General features: G+C 47.0%; 11 protein-coding genes. 8 read left to right on the top strand and 3 right to left on the bottom strand.

Annotation, left to right across the window (positions count from 1 at the left end):
* Positions 1–11 precede the first annotated feature (11 nt).
* The 5 genes from recG (at position 12) to IDJ77_RS13175 (ending at position 7,310) form a co-directional block, all read left to right on the top strand.
* Positions 12–2,120 (top strand): ATP-dependent DNA helicase RecG, encoded by a 2,109-nt coding sequence (gene recG, locus IDJ77_RS13195; RefSeq protein WP_191189431.1) that lies wholly within the window; start codon positions 12–14, stop codon positions 2,118–2,120.
* 49 nt (positions 2,121–2,169) lie between these two features.
* On the top strand, positions 2,170–3,549 hold the full coding sequence (locus tag IDJ77_RS13190) for a M20/M25/M40 family metallo-hydrolase (protein ID WP_191189430.1): 1,380 nt from the start codon (positions 2,170–2,172) through the stop codon (positions 3,547–3,549).
* Positions 3,550–3,674: 125 nt separating this feature from the next.
* Positions 3,675–4,964, top strand: coding sequence for an MFS transporter (locus IDJ77_RS13185; protein ID WP_191189429.1), 1,290 nt, complete (start codon positions 3,675–3,677; stop codon positions 4,962–4,964).
* A 127-nt stretch (positions 4,965–5,091) separates the two neighbouring features.
* The gene (locus tag IDJ77_RS13180; RefSeq protein ID WP_191189428.1) at positions 5,092–6,876 is read left to right on the top strand and encodes a tetratricopeptide repeat protein; all 1,785 of its coding nucleotides are present in this window, start codon (positions 5,092–5,094) and stop codon (positions 6,874–6,876) included.
* A 239-nt stretch (positions 6,877–7,115) separates the two neighbouring features.
* Entirely contained in the window at positions 7,116–7,310 is a 195-nt protein-coding gene (locus IDJ77_RS13175) for a hypothetical protein (protein WP_191189427.1), read from the top strand.
* 304 nt (positions 7,311–7,614) lie between these two features.
* On the opposite strand, the gene IDJ77_RS13170 is transcribed toward IDJ77_RS13175, so the two are convergent.
* Positions 7,615–8,934: a polysaccharide deacetylase family protein gene (locus IDJ77_RS13170; RefSeq protein ID WP_191189426.1), complete on the bottom strand. Its 1,320-nt coding sequence runs from the start codon at positions 8,932–8,934 to the stop codon at positions 7,615–7,617.
* A gap of 667 nt (positions 8,935–9,601) precedes the next feature.
* On the opposite strand from IDJ77_RS13170, the gene IDJ77_RS13165 reads away from it, so the two are divergent.
* The 3 genes from IDJ77_RS13165 (at position 9,602) to IDJ77_RS13155 (ending at position 11,778) form a co-directional block, all read left to right on the top strand.
* A complete protein-coding gene (locus tag IDJ77_RS13165; RefSeq protein ID WP_191189425.1) occupies positions 9,602–10,192 on the top strand; it encodes a TetR/AcrR family transcriptional regulator in 591 nt (196 codons plus the stop codon).
* Positions 10,193–10,263: 71 nt separating this feature from the next.
* Positions 10,264–10,488, top strand: a complete 225-nt coding sequence (locus IDJ77_RS13160; RefSeq protein WP_191189424.1) for a hypothetical protein — start codon at positions 10,264–10,266, stop codon at positions 10,486–10,488.
* A gap of 6 nt (positions 10,489–10,494) precedes the next feature.
* Positions 10,495–11,778: an MFS transporter gene (locus tag IDJ77_RS13155; protein WP_191189423.1), complete on the top strand. Its 1,284-nt coding sequence runs from the start codon at positions 10,495–10,497 to the stop codon at positions 11,776–11,778.
* Between the two features lie 57 nt (positions 11,779–11,835).
* Here IDJ77_RS13155 and IDJ77_RS13150 read toward each other — a convergent pair whose 3' ends face one another.
* Positions 11,836–12,414, bottom strand: a complete 579-nt coding sequence (locus tag IDJ77_RS13150; RefSeq protein ID WP_191189422.1) for a hypothetical protein — start codon at positions 12,412–12,414, stop codon at positions 11,836–11,838.
* 34 nt (positions 12,415–12,448) lie between these two features.
* Positions 12,449–13,315: a PfkB family carbohydrate kinase gene (locus tag IDJ77_RS13145; protein WP_191189421.1), complete on the bottom strand. Its 867-nt coding sequence runs from the start codon at positions 13,313–13,315 to the stop codon at positions 12,449–12,451.
* Between the last annotated feature and the right edge of the window lie 62 nt (positions 13,316–13,377).

The following is a 13,377-nucleotide window of genomic DNA, read 5'->3' as shown; positions in this document are numbered from 1 at the left end:
ATTAGTAAAAATTGAACAGTCAAGCTTTTCAAACACCCATCGAGTATTTAAAAGGTGTAGGCCTTGCCCGAGCGGAGGTGCTTAAAAAAGAGCTGCAAATTTTTACGTTTGAGGATCTGCTCAAACACTTTCCGTATAAGTATATAGACCGTACACGGTTTTATAAGATAAAGGATATCCAGCCGGATATGCCTTATGTGCAGGTGCTGGCACGGCTGGCCTCGAAAGAGATCATAGGCGAAAAGCACACTAAACGCCTGGTGGCACAAGCCAAGGACGATACCGGCATTATAGAGCTGGTGTGGTTCCAAAGCATTAAATGGGTAGAGAAAAACCTCATCCCCGGTAAGGTATATGTACTGTTTGGCAAGCCCGGCTTTTTTAACGGCAAGGCTCAGATGGCTCATCCCGAAATGGAGCTTTACAACTCTGGTGCAACCCAGCAGCGCGGTGCACTTACCCTGCAACCCGCTTACAACTCTACCAAAAACCTTGAGCAATTTACTTTAGACAGTAAAGGGCTGCAAAAACTCATTGCGGGCTTGCTGGATCAGTGCGCGAAAGACATTCAGGAGAACCTCCCTGCCTACCTGTTAAACCGCTTTAAGCTGGCGCCCCGTGCCGATAGCTATCGTAATATTCACTTCCCGGATAATGCCGCTCAGCTGAATGAAGCTATCCATCGCTTAAAATTCGAGGAGCTATTTTTCCTGCAATTAAAACTGCTGAAAAACAAACTTACGAGGGCATCAAAGTTCAAGGGCAATATTTTTGGAACGGTAGGCAATTACTTTAACGAGTTTTATCACCATAAACTACCTTTTGAGCTTACCAATTCGCAAAAACGTGTTTTAAAAGAGATCCGTATAGATACGCAGCGCGGCGTGCAAATGAACCGCCTGCTGCAGGGCGATGTAGGCAGTGGCAAAACGGTGGTAGCGCTGATGAGCATGCTCATCGCCATAGATAATGGCTTTCAAACCTGCATTATGGCGCCTACGGAGATACTGGCCAACCAGCATTATCAAACCATTAAAAGCCTGGTGGGCGATGACTTTGTGGAAGTGGCGCTGCTTACCGGCTCGGTACCGCAAAAAAAACGCAGGGTTATTCACGAAAAGCTGGAAGATGGCAGCCTTAAAATACTGATAGGCACCCACGCCCTTATAGAAGATAAAGTACAATACCAAAACCTGGGCTTGGTGGTGATAGACGAGCAGCACCGTTTTGGTGTGGAACAGCGCGCAAAGCTTTGGCGCAAGAACATCATCCCCCCACATGTGCTGGTGATGACCGCTACCCCCATCCCCCGTACCCTGGCCATGACATTGTACGGCGACCTGGATGTATCCGTAATTGATGAATTACCTGCCGGGCGTAAGCCGATAGAGACTAAACACTTTTACGAGGCACAGCGCCTGCGCATGTTTGGTTTTATGAAACAGGAGATAGCCAAAGGCCGCCAGGTGTACGTAGTATACCCCCTGATACAGGAAAGCGAAAAACTGGATCTGAAAAACCTGATGGATGGCACGGAAACTATGAGTCGCGAGTTTCCTTTACCGCAATTCCGCATCAGCGTTGTGCATGGAAAAATGGCCGCAGCAGATAAAGATTTTGAAATGCAGCGTTTCATTAAAGGCGAAACGCAGATAATGGTGGCCACCACTGTGATAGAAGTTGGCGTAAATGTGCCCAATGCATCGGTAATGATCATAGAAAATGCAGAGCGCTTCGGGCTGTCGCAATTACACCAGCTCCGGGGGCGTGTAGGGCGAGGCGCCGAGCAATCGTACTGTATCCTGATGACCAGCCCAAAACTCAGTAACGATGGCCGCGTACGCATCAACACCATGGTAAAAACCAATAATGGTTTTGAGATAGCGGAGATAGATATGCAGCTGCGCGGCCCCGGCAACATCGAAGGCACCCAGCAAAGCGGCGTGCTCGACCTGAAAGTTGCCAACCTCGCTACCGACCAGGAACTGTTGATAAAAGCCCGCAAATGCGTAGAAGGTATCCTGGAGAAAGACCCTCAGCTTGCCCTCCCCGAAAACCTGCTGCTCAACCAGCCCTTCCAAACAAAAAATGAAGGATTAAGCTGGGATAAGATCTCGTAACTGAGGTTTTTCCAATACAAATACTATTTTTGTTCAAACACTCTTTTCCATGAAGAAATCCATACTGCTCCTCTCTTTATTTTTTGCCGCTACCACTGTAAAAGCACAGGACTCGTTAATGATACGCAAACTGTATGACGAGGCCCTTGTAAACGGCCAATGCTACGAAAACCTGCGTTACCTGTGTAAAAGCATCGGGCAGCGCTTAAGCGGCTCCGCTGGTGCAGAAAAATCTGTAACGTGGAGTAAAAAGCTGATGGATAGCTATGGCTTTGATAAGGTTTACCTGCAGGAAGTAATGGTGCCGCACTGGGTTCGTGGCGCAAAGGAGGAAGGCTTTATTATTGATGGCAAAACACGCATTAAGGTGCCCATAGCGGCGCTGGGCATGTCGGTTGGTACGCCTTCGGCTGGTATCACCGCCAACATTGTTGAGGTGAAAAGTCTAAAAGAGCTTGATGCTCTTGGCGAAAGCGTGGTAAAAGGCAAGATCGTTTTTTTTAACGGCCCCTTTGATCCGCGTTTTATAGAAACAGGTGCAGGTTACGGCGCAGCGGGGATTCAACGCTTTGCGGGCCCATCGGCAGCTGCTAAATACGGCGCTGTTGGCGCCATCGTACGCTCCATAACCCCCGCGCTTGACGATTACCCGCACACAGGCGGCACCGTGTATGCCGAAGGCGGCCGTAAGATCCCAGCAGCGGCTATCTCTACCCTGGCGGCAAACAAACTTAGCGCTATGTTAAAATTACGCAAGTTGCCTTTGATAAAATTCTATTTTAAACAAAGCTGCCAAACCTTGCCCGATGTAAAATCATACAACGTTATCGGCGAAATTACCGGCAGCGAAAACCCCAATAAATTTATCACCGTTGGCGGCCACCTCGATTCGTGGGACCTGGCCGAGGGCGCGCATGATGATGGTACCGGCGTAATGCAATCTGTAGAGGTACTGCGCATATTTAAAGCCGTTGGTTACAAACCCAAAAACTCGGTACGTGCGGTGTTTTTTATGAACGAGGAGAATGGCCACAAAGGCGGCCTTAAATACGCCGAAGTTGCCGCCCAAAACAAAGAAGAGCACATTGCCGCTATAGAGACCGACGAAGGTGGTTTCACCCCGCGCGGTTTCAGCTTCCAGGCAATCCCGGCGGCACAGTTAAAGGCTATTAATGATAAATACAAAGCGCTTTTTGAACCCTACGAAGCCGACAGGCTGGTAGCCGGCGGCGGCGGCACCGATATAGGCCCGCTGAAGGAAACCATACCATCCATCGTCCTGATCGGTTTCCGGCCCGATTCGCAACGGTATTTCGATATCCACCATACGCCAAACGATGTGTTTGAGAACGTAAACAAACGCGAACTTGAACTGGGTGCAGGCGCCATAGCAGCCCTGGTTTATTTGATAGACCAGCACGGCTTATAAACAAAGCATACGAGGCGCGGCATACACCGCGCCTTTTTTGTTAAATTAAAGCCACAATACCATTACAATTACCATAATAAAACACAGGTTTGTAAATTGCAGGCCTCAACACAAATACCTCATAAATGCCCGAAGAAGATAGTACAAGCCCCCGGATAGAAACTTTTGCAGCACTACGATACAAGGATTTCAGATCTTATATCGGCATGCGTTTTTGCTTCACTTTTGCTTACCAGATGCAGGCCGTTATCATCGGCTTTTATATTTACCATCTCACTAAAGACCCCTTCGCCCTTGGCCTTGTTGGGCTTTGCGAAGCTATCCCCGCGGTTGGTATAGCGCTTTACGGCGGCTACATAGCCGATAAATCCGAAAAGCGTAAAATGCTGTTGCTGATATTCATCGGTGTGTTTATCTCTTCGCTGGTGATGTTTTTAATTACATTAAAGGGCGCAGGCAATTACATCCACACAAGCTGGGTGGTGCCAACCATTTATGTAATGATATTTTTTAACGGTGTTGCGCGTGCATTTTACGGCCCGGCCACCTTTGTTATTTACACGCAAAGCGTGCCTAAAGAAATTTACACCAACTCCGCTACCTGGAGCAGCAGTACCTGGCAGATTGCATCAATTTTGGGGCCGGCCGCGGGCGGGCTTATTTACGGCTACCTGGGTATCTCGGTCACGTTTGCGGTTATCCTTGTTTTCCTGGCTATATCGCTGGTGCTTATTTACCTGCTTAGATCTTACCCGCCTATTTTTGTGCCCAAGGAAAATATTTGGAAAAGCCTGTCGGAAGGGATAAAGTTTGTATTCAACAGCAAAATGATGATAGGCGCCATGAGCCTGGATCTGTTCTCGGTATTTTTTGGTGGCGCTGTCGCGCTTCTGCCCGTTTTTGCCAACGAGATATTAAAGGTTGGTGCCGAGGGCCTGGGCATTATGCGCGCCACCACATCGCTGGGCGCGGTATTAACCATGCTGGCTATGGCCAGGTTTTCGCCTATGGGCAGGCCATGGCGCAATTTGCTTATTGCGGTAACCGGCTTTGGCCTTTCCATCATTTGCTTTGGTTTATCACGCAGTTTTTACTTGTCGCTTATCTTTTTATTTACCGAGGGCGCTTTTGATAGCGTAAGCGTAATTATCCGTGGCACCATTATGCAGCTGTTAACGCCCGATCATATGCGTGGCCGGGTATCGGCAGTAAACGCAATGTTCATCGGTTCGTCTAACGAAATAGGTGCTTTTGAATCGGGCACGGCGGCGCGATTGCTGGGCACTATTCCGGCGGTAATATTTGGCGGCAGTATGACTTTGGCCATCGTAACTATCACCTACCTCAAAACCAAAAGCCTCATACCGCTATCGTTAAATCAAATACAAACACCCGCTGCGGCTAAGGAAGCGTAATATTAAACCATTCTTAATTATAGGTTTAAACAATTGCTAAAATGCCTAATAATTAGAAATCGATTGAATTTCCAGTTTCGGGAGGGCCGTAAAATGCTTATATTTAGTTGCTCAACTGAACTACACATTGACCCCTAAATGTTTAAATAGATCAAAAGGCGCTCTGCTGGTATTGGCATTGTTTTTTGCCGCGCTTTCTCTATCCGGTTTCAAAGCTGCCGTTCAAAATAAACCATCAGCCTACATACCTGGCCTGTTTGCCCCCATCAAAAACCTGCCCGAAAATAAACGGGTTGACGAGGCGCGCCTGCGCTACAAGATCAATTGCCGTAATATGGCCGAACAGGACGCCATGAAAAGCCTGGACAACCTTACCGGCATAGCCAAAGAACTGGCCGATCTGCCGCTGGAGTGTGCCATATTTGATATGCGTGCCGATTACTATTCGGTAAACCGCAGATATAATCCATTAAGTAATTCATATTACGAGAAAGCCATATTATTTGCCGAGGAACATGCACTGCCTCTTGAAACCGCCATATATATGCACCGCAAAGCGGTTTACTTGTTCATCTACAAACAAAACATCTCCGCCTGCCGGTACTTTTTATTCTCGCAGGAAAAATTCCGCGAAATTGGTTTTGACAAGGTGCCGGATATGGGCGCCTACTTTTCTGAAGTAGCCGATTTTTACTACGCCATTGGCGATTATGATAACGCCCGCGAAAACCTGAAACAGACCTTAAAGTATCAGCAGCCGTCGTCCCGATCGCGCATAAACACTTTAAACACCATGGGCCTTACCTACCGGAGTACGCAGCAGTTTAAAACCGCAATGCAGTACTTTGATGAGGCTTTAAGTATGGCGAAGGCCGCGCACGATACGGTATGGGTAGGCATCACTACAGGCAACATAGGGTCGATATATTTTATGCAGAGCCAGTACAAAAAGGCTCTGCCACTTATCCAAACAGATTACAAAGTATCGTTACAATACAACCAAATTATTAATGCAGCTACGGCAATGCTACGCCTGGTAAAAATAAGCCTGGAGGCCGACAGCCTTGGCCGGGCATCGCAACAGCTTGCCCTGGCCTACGATCTGCTGAACCAATCGCGCGAGGATGTGTTGCGATACCGCGTTACCTATTACGGGTTGAAGGCATCGTTGTATGAAAAACTTGGCCAAATGGCCCAATCTAACCTGTTCAATAAAAAATATAGCGCGGCCAAGGATAGCCTGGAAAACCGCGATAACCTTGCCGAGGTTGAGCGCGTGCGTTTGCAATGGGAGCTGGATAAAAGCAAGGCCCAACTAAACAAATTAAAGATAAACGGTGAAATTGGCGCGTACAAACGGAACACTGTTATTATTGTGCTATTGCTTTTGATGGTGATCAGTATCCTCATTTACAACAGGCAGCGGCTAAAAGCCAAAAAGGATCAGGAGCTACTGACATCAGAAAAGTTACGGCTTGATGAGGAGCTGAACAACGCCGCGCTTGCCCTGCATGGCTACACCGAAAACCTGATGCAGAAGAATCTATTGATAGAGGAGTTTAAAACCGAGGTGGAGAAACTGCAACTAAAATTCAGCAGCGAAGGCGACGCACGAGAGCTGGATAATATGATGAAGGCCCATATCATGACGGATGAAAACTGGGGCGAATTTAAAAAGCTTTTTACCAAAGTGCACCCTGCGTTTTTTTATCGCCTGCGCAACAAATACCCGCACCTTACCGGGACCGACACCCGGCTGATGGCCCTTATAAAACTTAACCTTAATAACCGCGAAATGGCCGGCATGCTGGGCATTACCACCGATGGGATAAAGAAAGCCAAACAGCGCTTGCGCAAAAAAATGGAGCTGGAGGCCGGTAACGAAATTGAAGATACCATAGCAAAATTATAAAGTCGCTTTACTTGGGGCGTCTCTATTTGTCCTGATTTTGTCCACCCCTCAAATTTTCGTTTTAGTTACATTAAACCCATATTTGGTTTCTAACCGGTAGTAAAATTCGCTTTTTGCACTGCTATAAATTAATTAAAATACCGGTTAACTAATACGCAATAAAACTGTATCTTTATCGTATAAATAACAACTCCCGGCTGCACTCACCGCACAAGGAGTTGGGTATCACTAATACGGTTTTGCAAGTTACTGCGATTACGCACGGGCTGCAAAATATTAAACGAGTGCTGGTTTCCATTGGGAAAAGCATCGTTTTAACGGCGAAGAGCAGGGCTATGGCCTTGCCCGATATATCTATCGCCATCTGCACTCCATTTATTTTTCTGTTGTATGCAAACGTGCTGCAACGTATCGAAGCAGGCTACTACCTGTAAAACAATTTCTTTTTAATTGCTACGAGGCAATGCGGTACTACTAAGCCCATTGCAAGACGTTGGCAACTGGTGATAATAATTAAAGTTTAACGTTTACAAAGACCCCTTATGGAAACAAAGAACAACAAGATCAAATGCCCCAAATGCACCGTGGGCATCCTAAACCGAAGGGCAAAGAGGCCGTTTTGGATGAAAACATTGCTTTTTTTTCTACCTGTAAAGCGGTACGAATGCGGCAGCTGTTACAAGCGCTCGTACGTGTTAGGCTCATACGGCACGCGCAACGTATTGGGAGTGTAGGTTTTTACATGGCTCTTAGCCTTACCGGCGAAGCATTGGCATAGGCTTTATACAGCACGTAACGCGCGGCCCCGCCCTGCTGCGCAACCGGCACAACCATACTTGTTTTAGTGCCCTGGCTTACCTTTACTTTTTTCCAGCCTGCGGGTACATACGTTTTAAGGGTAAGCGGCAGGTTGTACATAGCTTTATTTAACGGGTGGCTAAGGCTTACCGTTATGCTGCCATTATTGCCAAAGGATTTAACGCTTGCACTCTGCCGTTCGCGGATATAACGCGTTGCATCGCCAAATGTGGCTACCCATAGTTTATCTTTGGCCTTAATGTAGCTAAAGTACTCGTCAAGCTGTTGGTGGGTTAACGCTTCCCAGCCAATGCCGTCAACGCCGTGGAAGGTAAGCACCAGCCAGGTATTATCTTTATTTGCGGTGGTATCTACCCAGGCCTTCATCATGGGCATGGGTGTTTTGGTAGTTGCCCCGCGCTGAAACTGGATATATTTTTTATCGGTACTACCCGGGTTACTGCGGTTGCCCCGGCTGATCTCCTTTAACCAGGGCTCGGGCATCCGGTTACGTAAGGCGGGGTAAACCTTGTACAGGTATTGCATCACCCGCTCGTTCTCGGTACCAAAAGGGCCTTCGGCAGAAAAGGTGTACCGCGCGCCCAATTCCCTCAAAATGTCCAGGCGGCTGCTTTGCATTTCGTAAAGCATATTAGCTTCATCAAGCGCGGCCAGGCGGGGATGAGTTACCATGTGGCTGGCAAACTCGTGCCCCTGCTTAGCGTACCGGCGTATATCTGCCCAGGTTGTGCCATGGGCATCAATATACTCGGTATTATGCTGAACGCCGGGCTTAAATTCGTTGTTACGTACTTTTTGGTACAGCTCATCCATCACCGTATAAGCTTCGGTTAGCTTACCGGCATCTACCAGCGAGCCGGCCTTGTAATGGTAATCGAGCGGGCCTATCAAACCCAGGTAGCCCGCCGCCGAGGCACGTTCATAAAAATTATCCTTATCGGTTGGCACTGTGGCAGTTTCGGCAATAATGGTTTTTACGGGGCGGCCAATAAACTTACCGGCGTACCTGGATCCGGGTATCTGCCCCGTAATAATAAAAAAGGTGGCCTTCAGGTTTAACCTGTTCAGCACGGGTAAAGCCTGCTTAAACTGGTTTACAGAACCATCATCAAAGGTGATAGACACAGCGCCTTTCTTATCATCCGGCCAGCGGGTGATGATAGTTTCGCCGGGCGACTGCGCTTTTGCAAGGCCTGCAAATAATACAAGCACGATGGCTGGTAATAATAGGTGTTTCATTTAAGGTTGATGGTTAGCGGTTTATAAAGCTAATATAAGGCGAAAGTTTAAAGCAAAGTACAAACCCGGGTAATTGTTACAAAACTACTTCTACATTTTATTTGATATTTCATACCGTGTTTTCACCCTAAAAAAAGGGTGAAAATCGGGTACTTCTACGTATTTTTTATTAGCCAAACGTAGCTTATCTTTATTGCGCCCCTAAACCTTATCACAATCAATAGATAGCCCGCGTTGGTTATCCGTGATACTTAATTTAAAATGATCATCCGTATTTTAATCGCTCTCATTTTACTTTTATCAGTTTTAAATATTGTTGGCCAACCAGCCCATACCCGCCACCCCGGCAAGGCAGCACAACAAGCCACGATACAACAAACACCTCCCAGCCTCAGCCCTATTATTGAAATACTATCTGCGCTAACCGTTTTATTGCTCTGCCAAAATTACCTTAACCGGCAGCTAAATAAAATTAAAGCCTCGGCGCTTAAAGCCAAATTAAGCAGGCGGCTTTTCAATCACCGCATAAATCCCGGCGTCTCGCTTTACGGCAATTCTTTACAGCAGGTGTAATTCATCTTTTCTTATCCTTATTTATCAAAAAGGTTAAAATATATTTTATAAATAAATGAATATTCATTTATATTTGTAGCGTATTAAACACCGTATGCGTACAAGAGATAATAGTAAAGAACAACTTGTTAGAGAAACCGCGATAGAGATGATCGTAAAAAGCGGCATGGAGGGCTTCAGCATGAATAAACTGGCCAAAGCCTGCGGCATATCGGTAGCTACCCTTTACATTTATTATAAGGATAGGGATGACCTGATCATCAACATAGCATCAGATGGCGGCAAGCTTTTTAGCGACGCCCTTATTAAAGGTTTCGACCCGGACGCATCATTTGAAGAGGGCCTTCGCGTGCAATGGAAAAACCGTTACCGGTTTATGAAAGAGCAACCCAACCTGAGTATGTTTTTTGATCAGCTGCGCAGCTCCAGCTACCAGGAAAGGTTCCTTGCCGGTTTTTTGAAGGAATTTAAACAAATGATGGGCAAGTTTATGCATAACGTAATAGAACGCGGTGAGATAGAAAAGGTGCCTTTTGAAACCTATTGGTCGGTAGCGTTTTCGCCGCTTTACGCGCTGGCCCGGTTTGATTATGAAGGCCAAAGCCTGGGCGGGATGCCATTTAAACTAACCGATGAGGTGTTGTGGAAAACCTTCGACCTGGTGGTGAAGGCTTTAAAAAAATAAAATTGCCCGGTTGTCCAATGTTTTGCGGTCTCAATCGTCAACACAAACAGCGGGCCTGCAAAAAAGATAAAATGGAAGATTTTAATCACATATTGCTTTTTAAAACCAACATCAGCCAGGATGCAGATAAGGCCCTGGTATGTGCCATGCTAAGCAATACGCCGGGAGTAGAAAAATGGAGCGTTGATACCGAGGATGAAGATTGCGTGCTGCGGGTGATATCGCGCAACCTTTGCCACACTCAAATTATAGAACTGATAAATTATCACGGCTACGAATGCTGTGAACTAACATAACCAAACATGCAAGCACGACAACCTGCGGTACCGTTTAGCGGCTACCAAAAATTCGTTATATTTATTTTAGCCATTACCCAGTTTACGGTGATACTTGATTTTATGGTGATGTCGCCGCTGGGCGATATGCTGATGAAATCGCTCAGTCTTAAACCACAGGCTTTTGGCTTCGCGGTATCGGCCTACGCATTCAGCGCCGGGATCTCGGGCCTGCTTACTGCCGGTTTCGCCGACAGGTTCGACCGTAAAAAACTGCTGCTGTTCTTCTACTGCGGCTTTATCCTCGGTACCATCTTTTGTGGCATGGCACAATCGTACGCCGTATTGGTAGCGGCACGTATCATCACCGGTTTATTCGGCGGGGTTATCGGCTCTATCTCTATGGCTATTATTACCGATATGTTTGCACTGCAGCAACGCGGCCGGGTAATGGGTTTTATACAGATGGGTTTCGGCGGGAGCCAAGTTTTGGGGGTACCTATCGGCCTGTACCTTGCCAACCTTTGGAGCTGGGAAGCACCGTTTTGGATGGTGGCGGGCCTGAGTGTTGCCATTGCCATCGCGATAGCCTTATACTTGAAACCTATCACCGCTCACCTGGCGGTACAGCGCGACAAATCGGCCTTTGAACACCTGCTTCACACCGTTGCTAAGGCCGATTACCGGGTTGGTTTTACCGCCACGGCCCTGCTATCCATAGGTGGTTTTATGATGATGCCCTTCGGGAGCGCGTTTGCTATTAATAACCTGGGGATAACCAATCACCAGTTGCCTATGCTGTTTATGGTATCGGGCGTAAGTTCGCTGTTTATTATGCCGTTAATTGGCAAGCTGAGCGATAAGATAGATAAGTTTAAGATCTTCGCCGTAGCATCGGTTTGGATGATGGTAATGTGCGTAGTATATACCAACCTTACCGTTACCCCGCTTTGGCTGGTGATGGCGCTCAACATCCTGATGATGATGGGCATCATGAGCCGCATGATCCCATCCAGCGCCCTTACCAGCGCCATCCCCGAGATGGCCGACCGTGGCGCTTTCATGAGTATTAACGCATCGCTGCAGCAAATAGCCGGTGGTATAGCCGCGGCCGTTGCCGGGACCATCGTATCGCAGCCATCAAAAGGCGCGCCGCTGGTAAATTACAACGTAGTAGGTTACGTAATTGTAGGCATCTCAATGCTCAGCATCTTCACCCTCTGGCGGGTAGATCAGCTCACTAAAAAACGAATGGAAAATAAAAAGGTAGTGATACCGGAGGGCGAAGCGGTCTTGAGTGAGGGGTTTTAAGAAACCGCAAAGTATATTAGTCTGTTAAACCCCTTTCGGCGCATGCCAGAGAGGGGTTTAATAATTTACCCGATACCAATTCGTATCTAATTTTGCAAAGCCTTTGTGTTTGCCGGAAGTTATCCTTTCTTGTACTGACTTCATTTTTTCAGGATCGTTGGTGTATAGAAATGCAGAGTAATGATCAAGAAGTCCGGGGTTAATGAAAAACGTAACTGATACTGTTTTATCGATTAGCTTTTCTACAACTATGTTGTTGCCACCGTTAGAAATTGGCGGAAAATAACCGTCGTTTAAATGCCCTCCGCTACGTTTTTCATCTTTCACCTGCTTAACTATTTGATCCCTCGTCCCTCTTCTTAAAGTCCAGTCGAGGTATTCAATCACATCTTCACTAAGCAACGTGGCAATACCCAATATAATCCCAGTGATGCAACCTATCTTAATGAACAGCGTATTTGATTCCTTATGATTTAGTTTTACGAAAAGGTAAACTGACAACAAAAACCCGGCTAACATGTACGGATACAAAGTCAAAAATCCACCAAAGCCATTGGCATAGTAATATATCAACGGCCCCTGTAGCAGGGCCATAACAAGAATCAGGCTGGTGATAATGGTTTTAGTTAGTCTCATTTGGTTTCTGAAGATAGGGTTTATCCCAACAACACTACCTCCCCATCATCGCCCTCACATCCTCCGCTGTCCCTTTAAACGGCCCGGCGTTCTCTATCTTTAATCCTGCCATGGCAGAGGCGAATTTGCCGGCCTCGTACACATCGTCGCCTTTAATGCGGCGGTACAGGTAGCCGGCCATGTAGGTGTCGCCGCAGCCGGTGGCATCAACCACTTCAGTAGGTTTATAGGCGGGGATCTCGTAAAAGGTACGGTCGTAAAAAATTACCGAGCCCATGCTGCCGAGGGTGATCACCACTTCTTTTACACCCCATTCGTTCAGGATCTGCGCACCTTCAACAATATCTGCGGTGCCGGTAAGCACCTCCAATTCGTGCTCGTTTACTTTTAATACGTCAATATATTGCAGGGCTTCTTTTTTATCCGCCCAGTCGATAGCGTGTACGCCTTTTTCAATAACCTCGCGTAAATAACCCTGTGCATCACAGGAAACATTGCCCCGGCCAAACAGGTTTTTAATAAGCTCGGTAGGGATATCATCTGCCAGTAAAGGGCCAAGGTGGAAGATAATGGCTTCGGTATCGGCCAGGTCGGCAACGCTAAAAGCATCCGCTTTTTGCAGCACGCGCTGGGTACGGTTGTCCTGGTTCTCGCCGTAAATATTTTCGAAATAAACGGTGTGTTTGCTTGGCAGGGCCTTTACTTCAATGCCCAATTCCTGTAAGTCGGTAACGCTTTGCATTTCGGTTTTGGCAAGGGCGGTAACCAGGCTATACTTCACATCCATATTACGCATAGCATGCGAAAAGTAAAAAGCGGTACCGCCGGCCATGTGCATCACCGCGCGTGGGGTTACAACTTTATCGAGCGTAATGTGGCCTATACAACAGATATCGAGCATAAAATATTATTGAGGGGGTAAAGATAAGGTTGTCAAGCATTTGTTACTATACCCAAAAGTAA

The sequence above is a fragment of the Mucilaginibacter pankratovii genome, from assembly GCF_014773265.1.
GTDB classification, from domain to species: domain Bacteria; phylum Bacteroidota; class Bacteroidia; order Sphingobacteriales; family Sphingobacteriaceae; genus Mucilaginibacter; species Mucilaginibacter pankratovii.
The sequence above is the reverse complement of the archived record's forward strand: the minus strand, read 5'-3'. Positions and strand labels throughout refer to the sequence as shown.

Bases quoted from the DNA above. Each gene is read 5' to 3' on its own strand.
- IDJ77_RS13190 (WP_191189430.1), top strand. From the start codon at position 2,170: ATGAAGAAATCCATACTGCTCCTCTCTTTATTTTTTGCCGCTACCACT.
- IDJ77_RS13185 (WP_191189429.1), top strand. From the start codon at position 3,675: ATGCCCGAAGAAGATAGTACAAGCCCCCGGATAGAAACTTTTGCAGCA.
- IDJ77_RS13170 (WP_191189426.1), bottom strand. From the start codon at position 8,934: ATGAAACACCTATTATTACCAGCCATCGTGCTTGTATTATTTGCAGGC.
- IDJ77_RS13165 (WP_191189425.1), top strand. From the start codon at position 9,602: ATGCGTACAAGAGATAATAGTAAAGAACAACTTGTTAGAGAAACCGCG.
- IDJ77_RS13160 (WP_191189424.1), top strand. From the start codon at position 10,264: ATGGAAGATTTTAATCACATATTGCTTTTTAAAACCAACATCAGCCAG.
- IDJ77_RS13155 (WP_191189423.1), top strand. From the start codon at position 10,495: ATGCAAGCACGACAACCTGCGGTACCGTTTAGCGGCTACCAAAAATTC.
- IDJ77_RS13150 (WP_191189422.1), bottom strand. From the start codon at position 12,414: ATGAGACTAACTAAAACCATTATCACCAGCCTGATTCTTGTTATGGCC.
- IDJ77_RS13145 (WP_191189421.1), bottom strand. From the start codon at position 13,315: ATGCTCGATATCTGTTGTATAGGCCACATTACGCTCGATAAAGTTGTA.